Genomic DNA, 22,826 nt, shown 5'->3' with positions numbered 1-22,826 from the left:
GGCGCATACTGCCCGGCTTGCAGGAGACAACCCATGGGCCGAGCCCCCATCGCGTTCTATTTCGACTTCTCGTCGCCCTACTCCTATGTCGCATCGGAGTGGATCGAGGCGCTGGCCGCACGCCACGGCCGCACGGTGGAGTGGCATGCCATCCTGCTGGGCGCCACCTTCGCCGCGGCCGAGCTGAAGCCGCCGGTGGCCTACCCTATCAAGCGCGATTACGCGTTGCACGACTTCGCGCGCTCGGCACGTTTCGAGGGCGTGCCGTTTCGCCAGCCGGATGAATTTCCCATCCCCACCCAGAACGCCGCGCGCGTGTTCTGGTGGTTGCAGGCGCAGGACCCGCTGCGGGCGGTGGCCTGGGCACGCGCCGGCCTGCGGGCCTACTTCGCCCGCGGCGTGGTGCTCAGCAACCCGGCCCAGCTGCGCCAGCTGGCCGCCGACAGCGGGCTCGATGCCGATGCGGCCGAGGCCGCCTGGAACGACCCGCAATGGAAGGTCCGCCTCAAGGAAGAGAACGACCGGGCCATCGCGGCCGGCATCTTCGGCGCGCCCAGCTTCGTGGTGGACGGCGAGCTCTTCTGGGGCAACGACCGCAAGCCGCAGCTCGAGCGGTGGCTCTCGAGTGGCCCGTTCTGAGCGCCGCGCACGGCATGACGCCATGACCCTCACGCTGATCGCCCAGCTGCGCACGCAGGCGCGTGCCAACCGGCTCATCAACCACCGGCTGCATGAGGCGATGGCGCCGCTGTCGGAGGCCGACTTCCACGCGCCGCGGGTGAGCTTCTTCCCCAGCCTGGCCGAGACGCTCAACCACGTCCTCCTGGTGGATCGCTACTACCTCGCAGCGCTGCGCGAAGAAGCCGACATGCTGGCGCAGGCCGAGCGCTTCCGGCCGGCCGCCATGCTGGCCGAACTGGCAGCGCGCCAGCGTGCCTTCGACGAGGAGCTGATCGCCTGGTGCGATGCCCTGGCCGAGCCGCGCCTGGCAGCCGAGGTCGTGATCGACCGCGGCGAGTGGAAGCCGAGAGAGCAGGTGGGGCACATCCTCACGCACCTGTTCATGCACCAGCACCATCACCGGGGACAGGTGCATGCCATGCTGGCGGGCACCTCCATCAAGCCGCCGCAGCTCGACGAATTCCTGCTGCCCAGCGACGCCCGCTTCCGCACGATCGACCTGGCCCAGCTGGGCTGGGGCGAATCGACGTTGTTCCAGCCGCACGCGTGACCGGCATTTCGTGACGTTTGCACGGCCCGACCCCCCGCACGGCGGCGCGCGCTGCGGCACTGACTAGAATTTTTCGTCCCCCACTCTTTTGAAAGACCCCGATGAAATCCCTCCTGGCTGCACTACTTGTTGTTGCTTCGTTTACCGGCTGCGCCGTCTACACGCCGGATGGCGCGGTGGTGGTCGGCAGCCCCGGCGCGCCCGCGCCTGCCGCCAAGCATTGCCCGCCCGGCCAGGCCAAGAAAGGCAACTGCTGAGCGAGTCGAGACGCCGCGGGGTGCCTGCATGCCGGATCGAAAAACAGCTACAACGTCGGCGCGCATCCACCCCGAGGACACACACACCATGACCACCCGACTTCGCGCCACCGGCCTGGGCCTGCTGCTGTGCGTGCTGGCTTCGGCGCAAGGCGCCGGGGCCGCCACCGCAGCTTCCGGTGTCGAAGCTGCGGCGGCCCCCGAAGCGGCCGCCAAGCCGGTGGACCCCGTCAAGGCCGCCGAGCGCTGCGAGGACGCGGTGGCCGACACTGTGCGCACCATCCGCGGCCGCGAGGCCCGCGAGATCGAGTTCGCGGGCGGCAAGCGGACGCTGCAGCCCGGCGAAGGCGACGAGATGGCTGTCAAGGGCGCCGGGCGCTACCGTGCATCGGCCGGCGGCACGGTGCCGTTCTCCTATACCTGCACCTACAACGCCAAGACCGGCGCCACCACCGGCGCGATGTTCCGCGAAACCGGCCCGCGCCCGGGTGATGTGACGTCGGACCAGCCCTGGCAGCCCGATCTCACCAATGTGTCGCCCGAGGCCTGCGAAGCGGCCACCGCCGCGGCACTGAAGGACAAGTACCCGCGGGTGGGCCGCATCGCCTTCGGCTCGGACACCCGCCGGCTGCAGCCGGCGCCCAACGAGCGCATCGGCCTCGAAGGGCAGGGTGCCTTGCAGCGTGCGCCGGGCATGAACGCGGCGCCCTTCAAGTACCGCTGCGAGTTCGAGCCGCGCAGCGGCAAGATCGTCAAGGTCACCACCAGCGACTGAGGCCGGCGCTAGCCCCGGCGCCTGAACTCGCTCGGCGACAGCCCCGTCCACTGCCTGAATGCGCGGGCGAAGCTCTTCTCGTTGGCGAAGCCCACAGCCTGCGCCACCTGCTTGACCGGCCGCGCGCTGCGCCGCAGCTGGTCCATGGCCTGGTCGCGCCGCACCTCGTCCTTCAGCTGCTGCAGCGACACGCCTTCTTCGTGCAGCTGGCGGTGCAGCGTGCGCGTTGAAACGTGCAGCGCCCGCGCCAGCGCGTCGGCATTGCCCATCGCCGCCGCCCGGGTGCGCAGCAGCTCGCGCACCCGCTGCGCCAGCAGCCGGTCGCGCCGGTAGGGCAGCACGATCAGGGGCAGCGCGCGCTGCAGCATCGTGCGCAGCGCCCGCTCGTCGCGCTTGAGCGGCAGCGCCAGGTATTGCGCATCGAACGAGAAGCCGGCGCATGGCGCATTGAAGTACACCGGCCCGGGGAACATCAGCGGGTACACGTTCTGGTGCGGTGGCGCTGCGAACGGGAAACCGACCTCGCGCAGCGCGATGCGAGAGTCGATGAACCAGCTCGAGAAGCCGTGCACGTTGCGCAGCAGCGTGACGAGGCAGAACTCCCGCAAGGCGCCCAGGCGGCGGCGCTCCTCGATGGCCAGCGTGGCGGTTTCGCCATGCACCGTGAGGCTCAGCAGCACGTCGTCGGTCAGCAGCGCGTGATGGCGGCACCAGCGCGACAACGCCACGCCGAGGTTGGGCGAGGTGATGGAGGCGCGGCACAGCATGCCGTAGCTGCCCCAGGGCAGCCGCCGCGAGAACCAGCCCAGCGCCTCGTCGTCGAGCTCCAGCATGGCCGCGCCGGAGATCGCCTCCATCTGTTCGGGGGTGATGCGTGCGTCCGGCTGTCGCAGGGCCGCTGGCGTGATTTGTGCCTCGGCGAGCGCCGCCGCCGGGTCGCGGCCGAACTTCTCGTAGGCCAGCACGATGGCTCTGACAAAAGCCATGGGCGTGGCGGCCTTGCGCGGGGCTGCGGTGGTCCGGGTGGGCATGCGCGGCAGTCTCGCCGGCGATGGCACGATTTGCAACCACTGTGGCGCCAAATGCGCCAGGGCGACACCTACCCTTGCGGCGACGCGGCGGTGCGTGACGGACCGCTGCCACCCCGGTAAATTCACCGGCCACCGCCCGATGGCCGAGGAGGCGAACCCGATGCCCGCCCTGGTTTCCAAGCTCAACCCGCGTTCCGAGGACTTCAAGGCCAATGCCGCTGCGATGCAGGGCCTGGTCGATGACCTCAACGCCAGGCTGGCGCAGATCGCGCTGGGCGGCGGCGATGCCCCACGTGCCAAGCACCTCGCCCGCGGCAAGCTGCTGCCGCGCGACCGGGTCGAGATGCTGCTCGACCCCGGCACCCCCTTCCTCGAGATCGCGCCGCTGGCCGCGCTGGGTGTCTACAAGGAAAAGGACGGTTCCGACTCGGCGCCCGGCGCGGGCGTGGTGGCCGGCATCGGCCGCATCAACGGCGTCGAATGCGTGATCGTGTGCAACGACGCCACGGTCAAGGGCGGCACCTACTACCCGCTCACGGTGAAGAAGCATCTGCGCGCGCAGGAGATCGCGATGCAGAACCGGCTGCCGTGCATCTACCTGGTGGACTCGGGCGGCGCCAACCTGCCGAACCAGGACGAGGTCTTCCCCGACCGCGACCACTTCGGCCGCATCTTCTACAACCAGGCCAACCTCAGTGCGCAGGGCATTCCGCAGATCGCGGTGGTGATGGGCTCCTGCACCGCGGGCGGCGCTTATGTGCCGGCGATGAGCGACGAGACCATCATCGTGAAGGACCAGGGCACCATCTTCCTCGGCGGCCCGCCGCTGGTGAAGGCCGCCACCGGCGAGGTGGTGAGCGCCGAAGACCTGGGCGGCGGCGACGTGCACACGCGCCTGTCGGGCGTGGCCGACCACCTGGCCCACGACGACACCCATGCGCTGGCGCTGGCGCGCAACGTGGTGGCCACGCTGAACTGGCGCAAGGAGGCTGCGCTGCAGTGCATCGAGCCGCGGGCGCCGAAGTACGCGGTCGAGGAACTGCACGGCGTCATCCCGACCGACACCCGCAAGCCCTTCGACGTGCGCGAGGTGATCGCGCGCATCGTCGACGCCTCGGAGTTCGACGAGTTCAAGGCCCGCTACGGCACCACGCTCGTGTGCGGCTTCGCGCACATCGAGGGCATGCCGGTGGGCATCGTGGCCAACAACGGCATCCTGTTCGCCGAAAGCGCCAACAAGGGCGCCCACTTCATCGAGCTGTGCTGCCAGCGCAAGGTGCCGCTCGTCTTTTTGCAGAACATCACCGGCTTCATGGTCGGCCGCAAGTACGAGAACGAAGGCATCGCGCGCGCCGGTGCCAAGATGGTGACTGCGGTGGCCTGCGCCCAGGTGCCCAAGTTCACGGTGATCATCGGCGGCAGCTTCGGCGCCGGCAACTACGGCATGTGCGGCCGCGCCTACAGCCCGCGCTTCCTCTGGATGTGGCCGAACGCACGCATCTCGGTGATGGGCGGCGAGCAGGCTGCCAGCGTGCTGGCCACCGTCAAGCGCGACGGCGTCGAGGCCAGGGGCGGCGCCTGGAGCGCCGACGAGGAAGAAGCCTTCAAGGCGCCGATCCGCCGGCAGTACGAGGAACAGGGCCATCCGTACTACGCAAGCGCCCGGCTGTGGGACGACGGCGTCATCGACCCGGCCGACACGCGGCGTGTGCTGGCGCTGGGGCTTTCTGCAAGCCTGAATGCGCCGGTGCCCGACACGAAGTTCGGCGTCTTCCGCATGTGAAGGGGGCCGGCATGGTCACACTCGACATCCAGCGCAAGGGCGCCGTCGCGCGCGTCTTCCTCAACCGCCCGGACGTGCGCAACGCCTTCAACGACGGCGTCATCGCCGAACTGACCGCGGCCTTCCGCGAGCTCGGGCAGGACGCGTCGCTGCGCGCCATCGTGCTCGGGGGGCACGGCAAGGCCTTCTGCGCCGGGGCCGACCTGTCGTGGATGAAGGCGATGGCCGGCTACAGCTGGCAGCAGAACCGCGACGACGCGCAGGCCCTGGCCGACATGCTCTGGGCGATCTACAGCTGCCCGCTGCCGGTGGTCGGGCGCATCCATGGCGACTGCTATGCCGGCGGGGTGGGGCTGGCGTCGGTGTGCGACGTGCTGGTGGCCGCCGAAGGCGTGCACTTCTGCCTGAGCGAGGCGAAGCTCGGCCTGCTGCCGGCCACCATCGGCCCGTACGTCATCAAGGCGATGGGCGAGCAGGCGGCGCGACGCTGGTTCGTCACGGCCGAGCGGTTCAGCGCCACGCGTGCGGCAGCCTTCGGCTTCGTGCACGAGGTGGTCGGTGCCGATCAGCTCGATGCCCGGGTCGACGAGATCGTGGCCGCGCTGGTGGCCAACGGCCCGCAGGCGGTGAAGGCCTGCAAGCGGCTGGTGCAGGACCTCGCGTCCCGCCCCATCGACGACGCGCTGCGGGCCGACACGGCCAGGCGCATCGCCGACATCCGCGCCAGCGACGAAGGCCGCGAAGGCGTGCGGTCCTTCCTCGAGAAGCGCAGCCCCGCGTGGCTGCTGCCGTCGGCGTGAGCGGCATGCAGGCGCTGGACACCACCAGCCTCGTCGCCCTGGCCGCCGCGCTCGGCTGGGCCAGCGGACTGCGCCTGTATGCGGTGCTGCTGATCACCGGTCTCGCGGGCTACGCCGGCTGGGTGCAGCTGCCCGACGGGCTGCAGGTGCTGCAGCATCCGCTGTTCCTTGCGGCCAGCGGCGCGATGCTGTTCGTCGAGTTCTTTGCCGACAAGATCCCGGGCCTCGACTCGTTGTGGGACTTGGTGCACACGGTGATCCGCATCCCAGCCGGTGCCGCGCTGGCCGCGGCGGTGTTCGGCGCAGACAACGCCACCTGGGCCGCCATCGCCGGGCTGCTGGGCGGCGGGCTCGCTGCCACCAGCCATGTGGCCAAGGCCACCACACGGGCTGCCATCAACACCTCGCCGGAGCCGTTCTCGAACATCGGCATGTCGCTGCTCGGTGACCTCGCGGTGCCCGGCGCGATGTGGCTGGCATTCGCCCACCCGGCGGCCTTCCTGGTGTTCCTCGTGGTCGCGGTCGTCGCGATGGTCGCGTTGATCTGGGTGCTGGCGAAGTTCCTGAAGCTGGTGGCGGGCAGGCTGCGCCTGCTGTTCGGTACGGCCTCGGCCTGAGGCGGAGACAACAGATGTTCAAGAAGATCCTCATTGCCAATCGCGGAGAGATTGCCTGCCGCGTCGCTGCGACCGCGCGCCGCCTGGGCATCCGCACCGTGGCCGTGTACTCCGAAGCCGATGCGCATGCCAAGCATGTGCAGGCCTGCGACGAGGCGGTGCTGATCGGCGGCCCCGCACCGCGCGACAGCTACCTGCGCGCCGAGCGCATCCTGGAGGCGGCCCGGGCCGCCGGCGCCGAGGCGGTGCATCCCGGCTACGGCTTCCTGAGCGAAAACGAGGACTTCGCCGAAGCCTGCGCGCAGGCCGGCATCGCCTTCATCGGCCCGCCGCCTTCGGCCATCCGCGCGATGGGCCTGAAGGCCGAGTCGAAGCGGCTGATGCAGGAGGCGCGCGTGCCGCTGGTGCCGGGCTATCACGGCGCCGACCAGGACCCGGCGCTGCTGCAGCGCGAGGCCGACCGCATCGGCTACCCGGTGCTCATCAAGGCCAGTGCCGGCGGCGGCGGCAAGGGCATGCGCGCGGTCGAGAAGGCCGAGGACTTCGCCGCCGCGCTGGCGTCATGCAAGCGCGAGGCGATCAATAGCTTCGGCGACGACGCGGTGCTGGTGGAGCGCTATGTGCAGCGCCCGAGGCACATCGAGATCCAGGTGTTCTTCGACACCCACGGCAACGGTGTCTACCTGTTCGAGCGCGACTGCTCCGTGCAGCGCCGCCACCAGAAGGTGCTCGAGGAGGCGCCGGCGCCCGGCATGACGCCCGAGCGCCGCCGCGAGATGGGCGAAGCCGCCGTCGCGGCCGCGCGTGCCGTCGGCTACGTCGGGGCGGGCACGGTGGAGTTCATCGCGGAGCAGGACGGGCGCTTCTATTTCATGGAGATGAACACCCGCCTGCAGGTGGAGCACCCGGTCACCGAGGCGATCACCGGGCAGGACCTGGTGGAGTGGCAGCTGCGGGTGGCGGCCGGCGAGCCGCTGCCCGTGAAGCAGGAGGCGCTGCAGATCCGCGGCCATGCCATCGAGGCCCGCATCTGCGCCGAGAACCCGGAGGCCAACTTCCTGCCGGCCACCGGGACGCTCGCGGTGTATCGCACGCCGGACGGTGCGGCTTCGTTCGAAGTGGCGCCTGTGCGGGTGGATGCCGGCGTGCGCGAGGGCGATGCGATCTCGCCCTACTACGACTCGATGATCGCCAAGCTCATCGTCTGGGGCGAAAGCCGCGAGCAGGCCTTGCAGCGGCTCGACCAGGCGCTGGCGCAGACCCACATCGTCGGGCTGCACACCAACGTGGCCTTCCTGCGGCGGGCAGCGGCGAGCCGCTCATTCGCGCAGGCCGATCTCGACACCGCGCTGATCGAGCGCGAGCGGGCGGCGCTGTTCGGCCAGCCGCCGCTGGCGCTGGCCTGTGCCGCAGCGGGTGCGGTGGCGCACACGCTGGCTGCCGAGCGACACCGCGAAACCGCTGACCCGTGGTCGCGCACCGACGGCTGGCGTATCCACGGCGGCGCCACCCGCCGGTTCGACATCGAGTGCGAGGGCGCGCATCACGCGGTGGTGCTGGAGCATCACCATGACGGCAGCATGTTCCTTGGCGTGGGCGGGGGCGAACGCCAGGCCTTCGAGGCCCGCGCACGCGGCAACGGCCGCCACGACGTGACGCTCGGCGCCAGCCGCTGGCTGCTCGACGTGTATGCGCAGGGCGAAAGCGTGTCGGTGTTCGCGCCGCAGGGCTCGGCCACGGTCACCGAGGTCGACGTGCTGGCCCACGCCGGCGAGGGCAGCGAAGGCGGGCGGGTCACCGCGCCGATGCCGGGCAAGGTGATCGCGCTGCTGGTGAAGGCCGGCGAAGCCGTCAAGCGCGGCCAGCCCCTGGCGGTGATGGAGGCGATGAAGATGGAGCACACGCTGGCCGCGCCGGCCGACGGCGTGGTGAAGGAGCTGCGCTACGGCGTGGGCGACCAGGTGGCCGAAGGCGATGCGTTGCTGGACTTCGAGGCGGCAGCCCCGGCCTGAAGCGGGCCGGGCCGAAGTGTCAGCCGAACCAGCGGCGCGCTTCCTGGTACCAGCGGGCGGCCGCGCCATGGACCCTGGCGGCGGCCACCGGCCGCATCGGCTCCAGCCCGGCAGGGCGGGTCACGCCGAAGCCGGTGGTGTTCTGCGCCCAGACGGCGTCCTGCGGGGCGGGGCGCTCGAAGGCCGGCGCGGCCTCGAACTGGTCGGCCAGCGCGCAGAGTTCAGGGTCGCGGGAGCCGCGGCACACGTACAGGACCTCGGTGGCGTACGACGCGTCCTTGAGCATGGCGCCCACGTCGAGCCCTTCGCCGAGGTAGCGCCTCACGGCAAAGTGGATCTTGGTGGCGATGCGAAGGCGGTTTGCGGCGTGGTCCACGGCGGGGTCCTCTCTCAACGACGAGAATCTTCGGCGCGTCCCCGTCCCGCAGCCATCCCCATTCGAGGGGGAGGCGAGGGGGGATTCGGAGGGGGGTGCACGCCCCTTCGGTGGTGGTTGCTAGAGTGCGCACAACGCCGGAGCGGCCACGGCACATGACAGTTCCAAGAGGTGATCCATGTCTTCGCTACCCAGCCGGGTGACCATCGTCGACGTCGGTCCGCGCGATGGCCTGCAAAACGAGAAGCAGCCGGTCGACACGGTGCACAAGATCGAGCTGGTGCACCGCCTGCAGGCGGCCGGCCTGCGCGAGATCGAGGCCACCAGCTTCGTGAGCCCGAAATGGGTGCCGCAGATGGCCGACAACGCGGCGGTGATGGCCGGCATCGAGCGCAAGCCCGGCGTGCGCTACTCGGTGCTCACGCCCAACATGAAGGGCTTCGAGGCCGCGGCTGCCGCGAGGCCGGACGAGATCGTCGTGTTCGGCGCGGCCAGCGAGGCCTTCAGCCAGCGCAACATCAACTGCTCGATCGCCGAGTCGATCGAGCGGTTCGCGCCGGTGGTCGAGGCGGCGCGCGCCGCCGGCATCAAGGTGCGCGGCGCCATCTCGTGCTCGGTGGGCTGCCCGTACGAAGGCGACGTCCACCCCGACCGCGTGGAGCTGGTCGCCCGCCTGATGAAGGAGATCGGCGTGCAGCACGTGGGCGTGGCCGACACCATCGGCGTGGGCACGCCGCGGCGGGTGCAGGCCGCGATGGAGCGCGCGCTGCGCCACTACCCGCTGCCTGAAGTGAGCGGTCATTTCCACGACACCTACGGCCAGGCGGTGGGTAACGTCTACGCCTGCCTCGAGATGGGCGTCGCCACCTTCGACGCCAGCGTGGCCGGCCTGGGCGGCTGCCCCTATGCCAAGGGCGCCACCGGCAACGTGGCCACCGAGGACGTGGTGTTCCTGATGCAGGGGCTGGGCATCGAGACCGGCATCGACCTCGACAAGCTGGTCGATGCCGGCCGGTTCATCTCCGACGTGCTGGGCCGCAAGCCCGTGTCGCGGGTGGCCAATGCGGTGCTGGCCAAGCGGCCGGCCGCTGCTGTCTGAACAAGAGACGAGAACGAGGAAGGGCAAGACGATGCAGGAGACCAACCGCCCCGAGGGTTTCGTGCGCGTGTCGCGCGCGCTGGCCGAACTGGGGCATCCGCATGAACCGGTGTACCTGGAGGTGTCGGCGCGCACCTGCCAGGAAGCGGCCGACGCGCTGGGCGTGGCGGTCGGGCAGATCGCCAAGAGCGTGATCTTCCGCCGCAAGAGCGACGACGTCGCCGTGCTGGTGGTGACCTCGGGCGACAAGCGGGTGGACGAGAAGAAGGTCGCCGCACTGGTGGGCGGCGCGCTGGGCCGCGCCGACCCCGAGTTCGTGAAGACGCGCACCGGCTTCACCATCGGCGGCGTGTCGCCGGTGGCCCATGCCACGCCGCCGGTGACGCTGATCGACCGCGAGCTCTACCGCTTCGAGGAAGTGTGGGCGGCCGCCGGCCATCCCAACGGCGTGTTCAAGGCGGCCCCGGCCGACCTGGAGCGGCTGACGGGCGCGCCCACGGCCGACGTGGTCGCCGAATGACGCCGCCGGTGCCGTCGCCCTGCATCAACGTGTGCCGCATGAGCCCGCTCACCGGCTGGTGCGAGGGCTGCCTGCGCACGCTCGACGAGATCGCGGCCTGGTCCACCCTGAGCGACGACGGCAAGCGGGCGGTGTGGGCGCGGCTCGATGAGCGGCGCGCTCGCGCCGCCCTGCCGGAGGACCCGCCGAAGCCCCGCACATGACGCCCATCACCTTCCACTTCGACCCCATCTCGCCGTACGCCTACCTGGCGTTCGAGCGGCTGCCGCAGGCGCTGGCGGGCCACTCGTACCTGGTCGAGTACCGGCCGGTGCTGTTTGCCGGGCTGCTGCAGCACTGGGGCCAGCTCGGGCCGGCCGAAGTGCCGCCCAAGCGCGAGTGGACCTTCCGCCAGATCGCCTGGCTCGCGCATCACCACGGCGTGCCGCTGCAGATGCCGGCGGTCCACCCCTTCAACCCCCTGCCGCTGCTGCGCCTGCTGCTGGCCGCTGCGGCCGACGGGCAGCCGAGCCGCCTGGCCTGCGAGACCGTGCTGCGCCATGTGTGGCGCGGCGGGGCCGACCCGGGCGACGCCCAGCGCCTGGCGTCGCTTGCGCAGGCGCTGCAGCCGGTGCGCGATGCGCAGGGTGCGGAAGTGAAGCAGCAGCTGCGCGCCAACACCGAGGCCGCCATCGCCCGCGGCGTGTTCGGTGTGCCTACCTTCGAGCTTTCCGACGGCAGGCTGTTCTGGGGCCAGGACTCGCTCGACATGCTGGCGGCCTGCCTGGGAGGCGATGCCTGGTTCGAACGTCACTGGCAGGAAGCCGGCGCCCCGGTGCCGGGCCTGCAGCGGGCGGTCAAACGCTGACGGCACGGTGCTCGGGACTTACCCGGGGTGTCACCGCCAGGCCGCTCCCATCTCGCATCGAGAAACGCCGGCCTAGGGTTCGCACTGAGTTTGTCAGCCTCTGTTGGCTGGATGTCAGCAAACGTTGGTTTCACGTCAGACGAAGGTCAGAGCCCTCGCCGAGTATGTGTCTCGTGCGCCCCTACCTTCAGGCGGCTGCCAGCAAATCGAGGAGACAAGCTCATGTCCACAACCACCCTGGCATCGGCCGGCGGCAAGGCCGCACCGATGACCGCAGAGGAGAAGAAGGTCATCTTCGCCTCCAGCCTGGGCACCGTTTTCGAGTGGTACGACTTCTACCTGTACGGCTCGCTCGCGGCGATCATCGCCAAGCAGTTCTTCAGCGCGCTCGATCCGAGCGCCGCATTCATCTTCGCGCTGCTTGCCTTCGCTGCCGGCTTCATCGTGCGCCCGTTCGGCGCGCTGGTGTTCGGCCGCCTGGGCGACATGATCGGCCGCAAGTACACCTTCCTGGTCACCATCCTGATCATGGGCCTGTCGACCTTCATCGTCGGCGTGCTGCCCGCCTATGCCTCCATCGGCGTGGCCGCTCCGGTCATCCTGATCGGCCTGCGCATCCTGCAGGGCCTGGCGCTCGGCGGTGAGTACGGCGGTGCCGCCACCTACGTGGCCGAGCACGCACCGCACGGCAAGCGCGGCGCCTACACCTCCTGGATCCAGACCACGGCGACGCTGGGCCTGTTCCTGTCGCTGATGGTGATCCTGGGCACCCGCACGGCGCTCGGCGAAGAAGCCTTCGCCGACTGGGGCTGGCGTGTCCCGTTCATCGTGTCGATCCTGCTGCTGGCTGTCTCGGTGTGGATCCGCCTGTCGATGAACGAATCCCCGGCCTTCCAGAAGATGAAGTCCGAGGGCAAGACCTCCAAGGCGCCCCTGACCGAGTCGTTCGGCCAGTGGAAGAACCTGAAGATCGTGATCCTGGCGCTGCTGGGCCTCGTGGCCGGCCAGGCCGTGGTCTGGTACTCGGGCCAGTTCTATGCGCTGTTCTTCCTGCAGAACGTGCTGAAGGTCGACCCGGCCACCGCGAACATCCTGGTCGCGCTGTCGCTGCTGATCGCCACGCCGTTCTTCGTGGTGTTCGGCACGCTGTCGGACAAGATCGGCCGCAAGCCCATCATCCTGGCCGGCCTGCTGCTGGCCGCGCTGACCTACTTCCCGCTGTTCAAGGCGCTCACCGAAGCCGCCAACCCCGACCTCGCCAAGGCCCAGGCCAGCGTGCCCATCGTGGTGACGGCCGACCCGGCGCAGTGCTCCTTCCAGGGCAACCCGGTGGGTCGTGACGTGGACTTCCACACCTCGTGCGACATCGTCAAGCGCACGCTGGCGCAGGCCTCGGCCAGCTACAGCTCGGTGGCGGCGGCGCCCGGCACCGTGGCCAGCGTGAAGATCGGCGACAAGGAGCTCGTGGCCCTCAACGCCACCCGCGCCGCCGGCGGCCACAAGTTCGAGAAGGAAAGCGCCGACGCGATCGCCGCCTTCAAGAAGGAAGTCGCTGCCACGATGAAGGCTTCCGGCTATCCGGCCAAGGCCGACCCGGCGAAGATCAACAAGCCGCTGGTGGTGGCCATCCTCACCATCCTGGTGATCTACGTGACCATGGTCTACGGCCCGATCGCCGCGGCGCTGGTGGAACTGTTCCCGACCCGCATCCGCTACACCTCGATGAGCCTGCCGTACCACATCGGCAACGGCTGGTTCGGCGGCCTGATGCCCACGATCGCCTTCGCGATGGTGGCCAGCAACGGCAACATGTACCACGGCCTCTGGTATCCCATCGTCATCGCCGCGGCCACCTTCGTGATCGGCCTGCTGTTCGTGCGCGAGACGAAGGACGTGGACATCTACAAGCACGACTGATCTGAGAACCAAGAGAAAGGAACACCGACCATGTGGAAGATTCTTGTCGCATTCGTTGCCTTCGCTGCACTTGCGATGTTCGTGCTGATGAAGAGCGGCGGCGACATCGACATGGGCGGTGAGAAGCACGGCATCGAAGCCTCGGGGCACGCGCCTGACGCGGCGGCGTCGGCGGCTTCGAAGTAGCCCGACAGTCACATACGTCCAGGCTGAAGCAGGGGCGGCGGTGGAAACACCGCCGCCCCTTTTTGCCTTGCGCGGCGAGATACCTCCCATTGGGGGGGGCGGGCGGAAGCGACCTTCGGTATGCTGCCGCCGCGCCGCCGGACGGCGTCGTGACTCAATGGCGAAGACGAAGAGGGAAGCTTGAAGAGTTTCGCGATGACCTCGCTGGTGGCGGCAGCATGAAGAGGGGATGCAAATGGGGGCGACTTGGATCTGTAGCGTGAAGGTGCGGCTCGCATGGCTGCTCCTTTTGATGGCAACCACGGGAGCTTGGGCGCGCGAGGAGCTGTTGCCGATTGGGCACTTCACCCAAAGGGCCAGCATTGACGACGTCACGCTCTCTCCGTCAGGCAAGCGCATGGCCTTCCTGGCGCCCGGTGCAAAAGGTCTGCACAAGCTCGCCGTCATGGATCTGGATCCGATCAGCGAGCCGCGCATCGTGGCCGGGTTTGCCGATGCACGAGTGACTTCAGCGACCTGGGTGACCGACGATCGTCTGATATTCGAAGCGATCGAGGACAGCGTCGAAGTGCGGTCAGGGCGCGCCGGAACCTTTGCCGTTGACCACGACGGCACCGACGAGCGCAACCTCATTGCGTGGCGCTGGTCCATCAGCGATGGCGGATCGCAGATCGCCTCGAGGGTCTTGCCCTATGGCTGGGCTGTGCATTCGATCGCGGGCGACGGCAGCAACGACATCTTTGTCTACCAGGTCATGAACGACAGCGCCGGCGACCCCAAGCAGATTTCGCTGGGCAGGCTCAACACCTCCACGGGGATGTTGCGCATGCTCAGCCATGGCATGCCGGAGGGAACGCACACCTGGGTGCTCGACGCCCGCCTTGAGCCGCGAATGGTGCAGGCTTATCGAGCCGGCAAGCAGTATGTCTACTGGCGCGAGCCGGGGGCGCAGAGCAAGTGGGTGGAAGTTGCCGCCTTTGACGCCTTCGACCCGGCGGGTTTCAACCCATGGCTTGTTGATGGCGACGGACGGGCGCTGGTTTTGGCGAAAGGGCCCGCCGGCACTGAAGCGATCTACAGGTTCGACGAGGCTGCGCGCAAACTGGACCCGGAGCCGGTGTTGTCCGTCAAGGGCTTCGACTTGCTACCCGTCGGGGAGCTTGACAGTCGCACCAAGCGGCTGCTGGGCGTCCACTTTCGTGTCGACCGTCCGATGAGCTACTGGTTCGATCCTGACCTGCAGGGCATTCAGCGCGGAGTGGACGCCGCCTTGCCGGCGGGTCGCAACAACAGGCTCTATTGCGGCGAATGCGCAAGGTCTCGATTCATCGTGGTTCGATCAAGTTCGGATCGTCAGCCCGGTGAGTACTTCCTGTATGACCGGACCAAGCGTTCCTTGAGCCGCATAGGTGCTTCGCACCCCTGGATCGACGAGAACACCCAAGGGCGCAGGACCATGCATCGCGTCTCGGCGCGAGACGGTCTCCCCCTGCCGGTGTATGTGACGCACCCCGCAGGACGGCAGGCCGACGAACCGTTGCCCACAGTGGTGCTTGTGCATGGCGGCCCCTGGCAGCGCGGCTCCAGCCTGAACTGGAAATCCTGGGCGCAGTTCCTCGCTTCGCGAGGCTATCGCGTGCTGGAGCCCGAATTCCGCGGCAGCGACGGCTATGGCGAAGGGCATCTCAAAGCCGGCTTCAAGGAATGGGGGCGAGCCATGCAGGATGATCTCGCCGATGTCGTTCAGTGGGCAGCAGGCCAGAAGCTGGCCGACGCATCGAAGGTCTGCATCATGGGGGCCGGCTACGGAGGCTACGCCTCTCTGATGGGGCCTATCGCGCATCCGGGCACGTATCAGTGCGCCATCAGCTACGCCGGCATCACCGACATTGACTTGATGTACAGCATTTCGTGGAGCAAGCACACGCAAGCGACTCGCCGGTATTCGATGCCTGTGCTCATCGGTGATCGCGAAGGGGATGCGCAGAGGCTGGCTGCCGCATCGCCGTTGAAGCGGGTCGGTGAAATCAAGGTGCCCGTACTGCTGGGCCATGGCTTGCTGGACCAATGGGTCCCCCATGATCACGCCGCGAAATTTGTTCGCGCCGCGAAACGCGAGGGTGTTGCACTCGAGGATGTCAGCTATCAAGAGGCGCACGGCTTCGTTGATCCTGACAACGAAGCCGACTTCCTGCGCCGCGCCGAACGGTTGTTGGAGAAGACGCTGCGGCCTTGAGGCAGCGACAACGGGGCGAGCCGCGGCCGATCGCTCGGCAGCTGGCATCATCGCGCGATGCCTCTGCAGCCCGGCACGCCTTCAGCCCACGGAACCAACCCCGAGCTACCCCAGGACGCCGACAGCGTCCTGCAGCTCGCTGCCCGCTCGATGTTCCAGCTCTTCGCCGACACGGCCGAAGGCATGATGCTGGTCGACCGCGACGGCAAGGTGGTGTGGATCAGCGACGGCTACAAGCAGTTCCTGCCGGCGCTGGGCTTCGAGCGCGAAAGCGACTTCGTCGGCCACTCGGTCGAGGAGGTGGTGCCCAACACGCTGATGCGCGAGGTCATCGCCACCGGCAAGCCCATCCTGGTGGACCTGCTCACCAACAAGGCCGGCACCTTCCTCGTGAGCCGCATCCCGCTGCGCGACGACCATGGCGACGTCATCGGTGCGCTGGGCATGGTGCTGATGGCCCACCCCGAAAGCACGATGCAGCCACTGATGAAGAAGTTCTCGCGGCTGTCTCGCGAGCTCGACGAAACCCGCAAGCAGCTGGCCGAGCAGCGCCGGCCCAAGTACACGATCGCGAGCTTCATCGGCGCGAGTCCGGCCGCACTCGAGGTGAAGCGCCAGGCGCGCCGCGTGGCGCAGACCGACAGCACGGTGCTGCTGCTGGGCGAGACGGGCACCGGCAAAGAGCTGCTGGCGCATGCCATCCATGCCGCGTCGCCGCGCGCTGCGCGGCCGTTCGTCACGGTGAACATCGCCGCCGTGCCCGAGACGCTGCTGGAGGCCGAGTTCTTCGGCGTGGCCCCCGGCGCCTACACCGGCGCCGACCGCAAGGGCCGCGACGGCAAGTTCAAGCTGGCCGACGGCGGCACGCTGTTCCTCGACGAGATCGGCGACATGCCGCCGGCGCTGCAGGCCAAGCTGCTGCGGGCGCTGCAGGAGCAGGAGGTCGAGCCGCTGGGCTCCAACCAGGTCATCAAGGTGGACGTGCGGGTCATCGCCGCCACCAGCCGCGACCTGCCGCGCCTGGTGGCCGAGGAGCGCTTCCGCGAAGACCTCTACTACCGGCTCAACGTCGTGCCTATCCGCCTGCCCGCACTGCGCGACCGGTTGGCCGACCTGGAGGCGCTGGCCGAGGCGCTGCTGGACGACATCTCGCGGCGCAGCGGGCTGGTGCACCGGGAGCTGTCGGCCGAAGCCTTCGATGCGCTGCGGCTGCACCCGTGGCGCGGCAACATCCGGGAGCTGCGCAACGTGCTCGAGCAGGTCAGCATGATGAGCGACGACCTGCGGCTCGCGCCCCGGCACTTCGCGGGCGTTCTTCCCGAGCTGGCGCAGGCGTGGCCCCACGCCGACGCACGTGACGAAGCCAGGCCGCCTCCACCCTCGCGCGAGTCGGCCGGTGCGGCGCCTGTACGGCCGCTGGCCGACCAGGTGGCGGAGCTCGAGCGCGCCAACATCCGCGCCGCCCTGGCGGCCACCGCAGGCAACCGTGTCGCCGCAGCGCGGCTGCTGAAGATCTCCCGGGCTGCGCTCTACGACCGCCTGGCCCGTTGGCCGGACCTGGGTGCCTGACGCCAGCTGTCTTGAATTCAGTCATGTGTCGTCTGAATCGAAGGCATCAAATGTCTGGAGTGCGGGCAGTCCGAGGCGGCTCGTGATGCGGTGCACGCGCCATGGCCCCGCGTCGGAGCGCTGATCGGTGCGTTGAATCAGGGTTTGCACTGACGTGGTGCGCCGGGGCATGCGCCTTGCAATGCAGCCGGACCACCCCGCCGGCCATGTGCGGGGGCCAACAAGGAGACATACGCATGAAGCGCTTGTTCAGCGCGGCCGCATTGATTGCGGCCGCGACGTCCGCCGCATTGCTCGCAGCCCCGGCCGCCCGGGCCCAGGCCAAGGAAGTCCGCATCGCCCACGTGTACAGCAAGACCGGCCCGCTGGAGGCTTACGGCAAGCAGACGCAGACCGGCCTGATGCTGGGCTTCGAATACGCGACCGGCGGCACGATGATGGTGGGCGGCAGGAAGCTGCTGGTCATCGAAAAGGACGACCAGGGCAAGCCCGACGTGGGCAAGTCGCTGCTGCAGGCTGCCTACACCGACGACAAGGCCGACATCGCGGTCGGCCCCAGCTCCTCGGGCGTGGCGCTGGCGCTGCTGCCGGTGGCCGAGGAGAACAAGAAGATCCTGCTGGTGGAGCCCGCGGTCGCCGACGCCATCACCGGCGACAAGTGGAACAAGTACATCTTCCGCACCGGCCGCAACAGCTCCCAGGACGCCATCTCGAACGCGGTGGCCCTCGACCAGCCCAACGTGAGCATCGCCACGCTGGCCCAGGACTACGCCTTCGGCCGCGACGGCGTGAAGGCCTTCAAGGAGTCGATCAGGAAGGCCAAGGTCGTGCACGAGGAGTACCTGCCCACCAACACCACCGACTTCACCGCAGGGGCGCAGCGCCTCATCGATGCGCTGAAGGACAAGCAGGGCCGCAAGGTCATCTGGATCGTCTGGGCCGGTGCCGGCAACCCGTTCAAGATCGCCGACCTGGACCTCAAGCGCCACGGCATCGAGATCGCCACCGGCGGCAACATCCTGCCGGTGATGTCGAACTTCAAGCAGTTCCCGGGCATGGAAGGCGCGACCTACTACTACTTCGCCATTCCGAAGAACGCTGCCAACAACTGGCTGGTCACCGAGCACTACAAGCGCTTCCAGTCGCCGCCGGACTTCTTCACCGCCGGCGGCATGTCGGCCGCCATGGCCATCGTCGAGGCACTCAAGAAGACCAACGGCGACACCGGCACCAACAAGCTCATCAGCACCATGGAAGGCATGAGCTTCGACACGCCGAAGGGACGCATGACCTTCCGCAAGGAAGACCACCAGGCCATGCAGTCGATGTACCACTTCAAGATCAAGGTGGACCCGGCCTTCCCCTGGGGCGTGCCCGAGCTGGTGCGCGAAATCAAGGCCGAAGAGATGAGCGTGCCGATCCGCAACCAGCGCTGAGCGCGGCGGTCGTTTCGCTTCGCAGCCCCCTCCGCGAGGGGGTTCCCGCATGAACCTCGATGAGGAGGTAACCATGTTCCGTGGAACCATGTCCTGGTCCGTGGCGGCCGCCGCACTGCTGTGCGTGCAACTGGCGGCCGGGGCCGCTTCGCCGCTGCCCCAGCTCAACATCGACAAGTCCCGGATCAGCGTCTCGGGCCTGTCGTCCGGCGGCTTCATGGCCAACCAGCTGGGCATCGCGCACTCGTCCACCTTCATGGGGGTGGGTGTGTTCGCGGCCGGACCCTACATGTGCGCGGGGCACAGCAACTACACCGCGTGCATGTACAACGCCAGCATCAGCAGCGCCATGCTGAACACGATGCAGGCCGACATCAACAACTGGAGCGGCACGGCCGTCGACAACAAGGCCAACATCGCCAACCAGAAGGTCTACATGTTCGTCGGCACGTCCGACTACACCGTCGGCCCCAACCCGATGAACGCGCTGCACACGCAGTACACCGGCAACGGCGTGGCGGCGGCCAACCTGGAGTACGTCACACGCCAGGGCACGGCGCACGTGTTCCCGACCGACTTCGATGCGAGTGGGAACAACAGCTGCGGCAGCAGCGTGTCTCCCTACATCGCCAACTGCGGCTACGACGGCGCCAAGGCCGTGCTCAGCAGGATCTACGGCACGCTGAACGCGCGCAACAACGCGCCGGCGGCGAGCAACTACATCGAGTTCGACCAGGCGTCGTTCATCAACGGCAACCCGGGTATGTCGCCCACCGGCTGGGTCTACGTGCCTTCGAGCTGCGCGAGCGGCACGCTGTGCAAGCTGCACGTGGCCCTGCACGGCTGCAAGCAGAACCACGCCACCATCGGCGACCAGTTCGTCAGGAACACCGGCTATACCCGCTGGGCCGACACCAACAACATCGTCGTGCTGTTTCCGCAGGCGAGGGTGGACAACACCTCGCGTCCCACCACGGCCAGCGGCTCGCTGTCCAACCCCAACGGCTGCTGGGACTGGGTCGGCTGGTACGGCAACAACTTCGCGCAGAAGGCCGGCACGCAGGTGGCGGCCATCAAGGCCATGGTCGATCGCCTCGCGTCCGGCTCCGGCGGCGGTGGGGGCGATGCGCTGCAGGCGCCCACCGGCGTGGCCACTTCGGGCGCGACGAACAACAGCATGGTCGTCAGCTGGAATTCCGTGAGCGGCGCAGCCGGCTACAACGTCTATCGCGGCGGCAGCAAGGTCAACGGCTCGCTGGTCGGCGGCACCAGCCACACCGACACCGGCCTCGCCGCCGGCACCACCTACAGCTGGACGGTGAGTGCCGTGAACGGTAGCGGGGTCGAAGGCGCGCAGTCCGCGCCGGCCACCGGCACCACCACCGGCAGCGCTGCCATCTGCTACACGGCCAGCAACTATGCGCACACCACGGCCGGCCGGGCCTACCAGTCGGGCGGCTACGCCTATGCCAACGGATCGAACCAGAACATGGGGCTGTGGAACACCTTCACGACCACCACGCTGAAGCAGACGGGCCCCAACCACTACGTCATCGGCAACTGCAACTGACATGCTCGAGACACGAGACCTCACCGTCCGCTTCGGCGGCCACGTGGCGGTGGACCACGTGAGCTGTGCCTTCCACCCGGGCACGCTCACCGCCATCGTCGGCCCCAACGGTGCAGGCAAGACGACCTATTTCAACCTCGTCTCGGGCCAGCTGCCGGCCAGCGAAGGCCGTGTGCTGCTGGGCGGCGAAGACATCACCGGCCTGCCGGCGCCGCTGCGCACGCGCCGCGGCCTGGGCCGGGCCTTCCAGCTCACCCAGCTGTTCCCCAACCTGTCGGTGCTCGAGAACGTGCGCCTGGCGGTGCAGTCGCGCCACGGCGGTGTGCTCAAGCTGCTCAGCGTGTGGCTCGACCACAAGCTGCTGATCGAGGAGGCGCGCGCCGTGCTCGAGGCGGTTCGCCTGGCCGACAAGGCCGACGCACCCGCGTCGAGCCTGCCGCACGGCGACCAGCGCAAGCTCGAGGTGGCGCTGATGATGGCGCTCGACCCGCTGGTCTACATGTTCGACGAACCCACCGCCGGCATGAGCGTGGACGAGGTGCCGGTGATCCTGGACCTCATCCGCGCACTCAAGCAACGCAAGGAGAAGACCATCCTGCTGGTCGAGCACAAGATGGACGTGGTGCGCGAGCTGGCCGACCGCATCATCGTGCTGCACAACGGGCAACTGCTGGCCGACGGCCTGCCGGCCGACGTGATGGCCCTGCCCGTGGTGCAACAGGCCTACATGGGCGTGATCGAAGAAGAGGCGGCAGCATGAGCGCCGCGATCCTCACGCTGCAGGGCGTGCACACCCACATCGGCGCGTACCACATCCTCCACGGCGTCGACTTCGAGGTGCCGCGCGGCCAAGTCACCATGCTGCTGGGCCGCAACGGCGCCGGCAAGACCACCACGCTGCGCACGATCATGGGCCTGTGGAAGGTGAGGCAGGGCAGCATCGTCTTCGACGACCAGCCCATCGGCGGCGAAGGCGCGCGGGCCGTCACGCCCGAGATCGCGCAGCGCGGCATCGCCTACGTGCCCGAGAGCATGGGCATCTTCAGCGACCTGTCGGTCAAGGAAAACCTGCTGCTGGCCGCGCGCGGCGCGCGCTCGGTGGACGACATGGACACCCGGCGGCTCGAATGGATCTTCAGCCTGTTCCCGGCGCTGAAGAAGTTCTGGCTCCATCCGGCGGGCAAGCTCTCGGGCGGGCAGAAGCAGATGCTCGCGGTGGCGCGCGCCATCGTCGAGCCGCGCAAGCTGCTGCTGATCGACGAGCCGAGCAAGGGCCTCGCGCCCGCGATCATCCAGAACCTCATCGCCGCCTTCCGCGAGCTCAAGAGCAAGCAGACCACCATCCTGCTGGTCGAGCAGAACTTCGCCATGGCGCGCGCGCTGGGCGACAGCGTGGCCGTCATGGACGACGGCCGCGTCGTGCACCGCGGACCGATGCGCGAACTGGCGCAGGACGAAGCCCTGCAGCACAAGCTGCTGGGGCTGTCGCTCGCGGCCCATCAATAAGGAGGCGGCTTGAACACCGTGGCTGCAACCACCCCCACCGATTCCGCCGGCGGCGGCACCGCCGCGGCGCCGGTGCCCAAGGCCCGCTTCGACTACCGGCCGCTGCTGCTGCTGGCGGCGCTCGCGCTGCTGGCGCTGCCGGCCATCGGCTCGGTGCCCACCTGGCTCACGCTCACCATCGCCGGCCTGGCCATGGGCATGATCGTCTTCATCATCGCCTCCGGCCTCACGCTCGTGTTCGGCCTGATGGACGTGCTGAACTTCGGCCATGGGGTGTTCATCGCCCTCGGCGCCTTCGTCGCCACCAGCGTGTTCGCCTTCCTGGGCCCGTGGGCCGCAGCCGAGTCGCTGTGGCTCAACCTCGCCGCGCTGCTGCCGGTGATGCTGGTCGCCATGGCGGTGGCCGGTGCCGTCGGCTGGGTGTTCGAGCGGCTGATGGTGCGGCCGGTGTACGGCCAGCACCTGAAGCAGATCCTCATCACCATGGGCGGCATGATCATCGGCGAGGAGCTCATCAAGGTGATCTGGGGGCCGCAGCAGATCCCGCTGCCGCTGCCGCAGGCGCTGCGCGGGTCGGTGCTGCTGGGCGACGCCTCCATCGAGAAGTACCGCCTCATCGCGGTGGTGATCGGCGCGGCGGTGCTCATCGCGCTGCTGTGGACGCTCAACCGCACCAAGATCGGCCTGCTCATCCGCGCCGGCGTGCAGGACCGCGAGATGGTCGAAAGCCTCGGCTACCGCATCCGCCAGCTGTTCGTGGGTGTGTTCGTGGCGGGCTCGGCGCTGGCCGGCCTGGGCGGCGTGCTGTGGGGCCTGTACCAGCAGATGGTCGTGCCGCAGATGGGTGCGCAGGTGAACGTGCTGCTGTTCATCGTCATCATCATCGGCGGGTTGGGCTCCACCCTCGGCTGTTTCGTCGGCGCGCTGCTGGTGGGCCTGATGGCCAACTACACCGGCTTCCTCGCGCCCAAGGTGGCGCTGTTCTCCAACATCGGGCTCATGGTCGCCATCCTGCTGTGGCGGCCTCAGGGGCTGTATCCCGTGACCAATCGCTGAGC

General features: G+C 68.6%; 23 protein-coding genes. 21 read left to right on the top strand and 2 right to left on the bottom strand.

Annotated features, from left to right (window positions below; genetic code table 11):
* The first annotated feature begins 33 nt into the window (after window positions 1-33).
* The 4 genes from E8D38_RS02140 (at window position 34) to E8D38_RS02130 (ending at window position 2,263) form a co-directional block, all read left to right on the top strand.
* A complete protein-coding gene (locus E8D38_RS02140; protein WP_140626069.1) occupies window positions 34-639 on the top strand; it encodes a 2-hydroxychromene-2-carboxylate isomerase in 606 nt (201 codons plus the stop codon).
* A 22-nt stretch (window positions 640-661) separates the two neighbouring features.
* Complete coding sequence (locus E8D38_RS02135; RefSeq protein ID WP_140626068.1) at window positions 662-1,231, top strand: DinB family protein; 570 nt, start codon at window positions 662-664, stop codon at window positions 1,229-1,231.
* A 101-nt stretch (window positions 1,232-1,332) separates the two neighbouring features.
* On the top strand, window positions 1,333-1,488 hold the full coding sequence (locus tag E8D38_RS28170) for a hypothetical protein (RefSeq protein WP_181178893.1): 156 nt from the start codon (window positions 1,333-1,335) through the stop codon (window positions 1,486-1,488).
* A gap of 88 nt (window positions 1,489-1,576) precedes the next feature.
* Window positions 1,577-2,263 (top strand): hypothetical protein, encoded by a 687-nt coding sequence (locus E8D38_RS02130; RefSeq protein ID WP_140626067.1) that lies wholly within the window; start codon window positions 1,577-1,579, stop codon window positions 2,261-2,263.
* An 8-nt stretch (window positions 2,264-2,271) separates the two neighbouring features.
* On the opposite strand, the gene E8D38_RS02125 is transcribed toward E8D38_RS02130, so the two are convergent.
* Entirely contained in the window at window positions 2,272-3,294 is a 1,023-nt protein-coding gene (locus tag E8D38_RS02125) for an AraC family transcriptional regulator (protein ID WP_140626066.1), read from the bottom strand.
* A 160-nt stretch (window positions 3,295-3,454) separates the two neighbouring features.
* Here E8D38_RS02125 and E8D38_RS02120 point away from each other — a divergent pair, with 160 nt between their 5' ends.
* The 4 genes from E8D38_RS02120 to E8D38_RS02105 are packed head-to-tail and all read left to right on the top strand — an operon-like array spanning window position 3,455 to window position 8,506.
* On the top strand, window positions 3,455-5,077 hold the full coding sequence (locus tag E8D38_RS02120) for a carboxyl transferase domain-containing protein (RefSeq protein WP_140626065.1): 1,623 nt from the start codon (window positions 3,455-3,457) through the stop codon (window positions 5,075-5,077).
* 11 nt (window positions 5,078-5,088) lie between these two features.
* A complete protein-coding gene (locus tag E8D38_RS02115; protein ID WP_140626064.1) occupies window positions 5,089-5,877 on the top strand; it encodes an enoyl-CoA hydratase/isomerase family protein in 789 nt (262 codons plus the stop codon).
* 5 nt (window positions 5,878-5,882) lie between these two features.
* Window positions 5,883-6,494: a DUF4126 domain-containing protein gene (locus E8D38_RS02110; protein WP_140626184.1), complete on the top strand. Its 612-nt coding sequence runs from the start codon at window positions 5,883-5,885 to the stop codon at window positions 6,492-6,494.
* Window positions 6,495-6,508: 14 nt separating this feature from the next.
* Window positions 6,509-8,506, top strand: a complete 1,998-nt coding sequence (locus E8D38_RS02105) for an acetyl-CoA carboxylase biotin carboxylase subunit (protein ID WP_140626063.1) — start codon at window positions 6,509-6,511, stop codon at window positions 8,504-8,506.
* A gap of 19 nt (window positions 8,507-8,525) precedes the next feature.
* Here E8D38_RS02105 and E8D38_RS02100 read toward each other — a convergent pair whose 3' ends face one another.
* Complete coding sequence (locus E8D38_RS02100; RefSeq protein WP_140626062.1) at window positions 8,526-8,882, bottom strand: hypothetical protein; 357 nt, start codon at window positions 8,880-8,882, stop codon at window positions 8,526-8,528.
* 178 nt (window positions 8,883-9,060) lie between these two features.
* On the opposite strand from E8D38_RS02100, the gene E8D38_RS02095 reads away from it, so the two are divergent.
* From E8D38_RS02095 to E8D38_RS02040, 13 genes are all read left to right on the top strand, one after another.
* Window positions 9,061-9,981 (top strand): hydroxymethylglutaryl-CoA lyase, encoded by a 921-nt coding sequence (locus E8D38_RS02095; protein WP_140626061.1) that lies wholly within the window; start codon window positions 9,061-9,063, stop codon window positions 9,979-9,981.
* 31 nt (window positions 9,982-10,012) lie between these two features.
* A complete protein-coding gene (locus E8D38_RS02090) occupies window positions 10,013-10,501 on the top strand; it encodes a YbaK/EbsC family protein (protein WP_140626060.1) in 489 nt (162 codons plus the stop codon).
* Window positions 10,498-10,704, top strand: coding sequence for a DUF1289 domain-containing protein (locus E8D38_RS02085; protein WP_140626059.1), 207 nt, complete (start codon window positions 10,498-10,500; stop codon window positions 10,702-10,704). The genes E8D38_RS02090 and E8D38_RS02085 overlap by 4 nt, the downstream gene beginning before the upstream one ends.
* Entirely contained in the window at window positions 10,701-11,348 is a 648-nt protein-coding gene (locus tag E8D38_RS02080) for a 2-hydroxychromene-2-carboxylate isomerase (protein WP_140626058.1), read from the top strand. Before E8D38_RS02085 ends, E8D38_RS02080 begins: the two co-directional genes overlap by 4 nt.
* Before the next feature lie 222 nt (window positions 11,349-11,570).
* Complete coding sequence (locus E8D38_RS02075; RefSeq protein WP_219851616.1) at window positions 11,571-13,265, top strand: MFS transporter; 1,695 nt, start codon at window positions 11,571-11,573, stop codon at window positions 13,263-13,265.
* 30 nt (window positions 13,266-13,295) lie between these two features.
* Window positions 13,296-13,451: a hypothetical protein gene (locus tag E8D38_RS28165; RefSeq protein ID WP_181178892.1), complete on the top strand. Its 156-nt coding sequence runs from the start codon at window positions 13,296-13,298 to the stop codon at window positions 13,449-13,451.
* A 259-nt stretch (window positions 13,452-13,710) separates the two neighbouring features.
* The gene (locus E8D38_RS02070; RefSeq protein WP_181178891.1) at window positions 13,711-15,687 is read left to right on the top strand and encodes a S9 family peptidase; all 1,977 of its coding nucleotides are present in this window, start codon (window positions 13,711-13,713) and stop codon (window positions 15,685-15,687) included.
* A 57-nt stretch (window positions 15,688-15,744) separates the two neighbouring features.
* Window positions 15,745-17,256 carry a sigma-54 interaction domain-containing protein gene (locus tag E8D38_RS02065; RefSeq protein WP_140626056.1) on the top strand — a complete coding sequence of 504 codons (1,512 nt, stop codon included), beginning with the start codon at window positions 15,745-15,747 and terminating at the stop codon, window positions 17,254-17,256.
* Window positions 17,257-17,492: 236 nt separating this feature from the next.
* A complete protein-coding gene (locus E8D38_RS02060; protein WP_140626055.1) occupies window positions 17,493-18,692 on the top strand; it encodes a substrate-binding domain-containing protein in 1,200 nt (399 codons plus the stop codon).
* A gap of 73 nt (window positions 18,693-18,765) precedes the next feature.
* Window positions 18,766-20,262, top strand: coding sequence for an extracellular catalytic domain type 2 short-chain-length polyhydroxyalkanoate depolymerase (locus tag E8D38_RS02055; protein WP_140626054.1), 1,497 nt, complete (start codon window positions 18,766-18,768; stop codon window positions 20,260-20,262).
* A 1-nt stretch (window position 20,263) separates the two neighbouring features.
* Window positions 20,264-21,022: an ABC transporter ATP-binding protein gene (locus E8D38_RS02050; protein WP_140626053.1), complete on the top strand. Its 759-nt coding sequence runs from the start codon at window positions 20,264-20,266 to the stop codon at window positions 21,020-21,022.
* Window positions 21,019-21,768: an ABC transporter ATP-binding protein gene (locus E8D38_RS02045; RefSeq protein ID WP_140626052.1), complete on the top strand. Its 750-nt coding sequence runs from the start codon at window positions 21,019-21,021 to the stop codon at window positions 21,766-21,768. Before E8D38_RS02050 ends, E8D38_RS02045 begins: the two co-directional genes overlap by 4 nt.
* Before the next feature lie 72 nt (window positions 21,769-21,840).
* Window positions 21,841-22,824: a branched-chain amino acid ABC transporter permease gene (locus E8D38_RS02040; protein WP_140626182.1), complete on the top strand. Its 984-nt coding sequence runs from the start codon at window positions 21,841-21,843 to the stop codon at window positions 22,822-22,824.
* The last annotated feature ends 2 nt before the right edge of the window (window positions 22,825-22,826 follow it).

Source organism: Methylibium rhizosphaerae (genome assembly GCF_006386545.1).
GTDB classification, from domain to species: domain Bacteria; phylum Pseudomonadota; class Gammaproteobacteria; order Burkholderiales; family Burkholderiaceae_C; genus Pseudorivibacter; species Pseudorivibacter rhizosphaerae.
Note: the sequence above shows the minus strand (reverse complement) of the source record. Positions and strands in the feature narration are given on the sequence as shown.

Excerpts from the sequence above, each read along its gene's own strand:
- E8D38_RS02115 (WP_140626064.1), top strand. The coding sequence starts at position 5,089 with ATGGTCACACTCGACATCCAGCGCAAGGGCGCCGTCGCGCGCGTCTTC.
- E8D38_RS02125 (WP_140626066.1), bottom strand. The coding sequence starts at position 3,294 with ATGCCCACCCGGACCACCGCAGCCCCGCGCAAGGCCGCCACGCCCATG.
- E8D38_RS28165 (WP_181178892.1), top strand. The coding sequence starts at position 13,296 with ATGTGGAAGATTCTTGTCGCATTCGTTGCCTTCGCTGCACTTGCGATG.
- E8D38_RS02080 (WP_140626058.1), top strand. The coding sequence starts at position 10,701 with ATGACGCCCATCACCTTCCACTTCGACCCCATCTCGCCGTACGCCTAC.
- E8D38_RS02140 (WP_140626069.1), top strand. The coding sequence starts at position 34 with ATGGGCCGAGCCCCCATCGCGTTCTATTTCGACTTCTCGTCGCCCTAC.
- E8D38_RS02060 (WP_140626055.1), top strand. The coding sequence starts at position 17,493 with ATGAAGCGCTTGTTCAGCGCGGCCGCATTGATTGCGGCCGCGACGTCC.
- E8D38_RS02090 (WP_140626060.1), top strand. The coding sequence starts at position 10,013 with ATGCAGGAGACCAACCGCCCCGAGGGTTTCGTGCGCGTGTCGCGCGCG.
- E8D38_RS02120 (WP_140626065.1), top strand. The coding sequence starts at position 3,455 with ATGCCCGCCCTGGTTTCCAAGCTCAACCCGCGTTCCGAGGACTTCAAG.
- E8D38_RS02135 (WP_140626068.1), top strand. The coding sequence starts at position 662 with ATGACCCTCACGCTGATCGCCCAGCTGCGCACGCAGGCGCGTGCCAAC.
- E8D38_RS02065 (WP_140626056.1), top strand. The coding sequence starts at position 15,745 with ATGCCTCTGCAGCCCGGCACGCCTTCAGCCCACGGAACCAACCCCGAG.
- E8D38_RS02130 (WP_140626067.1), top strand. The coding sequence starts at position 1,577 with ATGACCACCCGACTTCGCGCCACCGGCCTGGGCCTGCTGCTGTGCGTG.
- E8D38_RS02045 (WP_140626052.1), top strand. The coding sequence starts at position 21,019 with ATGAGCGCCGCGATCCTCACGCTGCAGGGCGTGCACACCCACATCGGC.
- E8D38_RS02095 (WP_140626061.1), top strand. The coding sequence starts at position 9,061 with ATGTCTTCGCTACCCAGCCGGGTGACCATCGTCGACGTCGGTCCGCGC.
- E8D38_RS02085 (WP_140626059.1), top strand. The coding sequence starts at position 10,498 with ATGACGCCGCCGGTGCCGTCGCCCTGCATCAACGTGTGCCGCATGAGC.
- E8D38_RS02050 (WP_140626053.1), top strand. The coding sequence starts at position 20,264 with ATGCTCGAGACACGAGACCTCACCGTCCGCTTCGGCGGCCACGTGGCG.
- E8D38_RS02110 (WP_140626184.1), top strand. The coding sequence starts at position 5,883 with ATGCAGGCGCTGGACACCACCAGCCTCGTCGCCCTGGCCGCCGCGCTC.
- E8D38_RS02105 (WP_140626063.1), top strand. The coding sequence starts at position 6,509 with ATGTTCAAGAAGATCCTCATTGCCAATCGCGGAGAGATTGCCTGCCGC.
- E8D38_RS02075 (WP_219851616.1), top strand. The coding sequence starts at position 11,571 with ATGTCCACAACCACCCTGGCATCGGCCGGCGGCAAGGCCGCACCGATG.
- E8D38_RS28170 (WP_181178893.1), top strand. The coding sequence starts at position 1,333 with ATGAAATCCCTCCTGGCTGCACTACTTGTTGTTGCTTCGTTTACCGGC.
- E8D38_RS02055 (WP_140626054.1), top strand. The coding sequence starts at position 18,766 with ATGTTCCGTGGAACCATGTCCTGGTCCGTGGCGGCCGCCGCACTGCTG.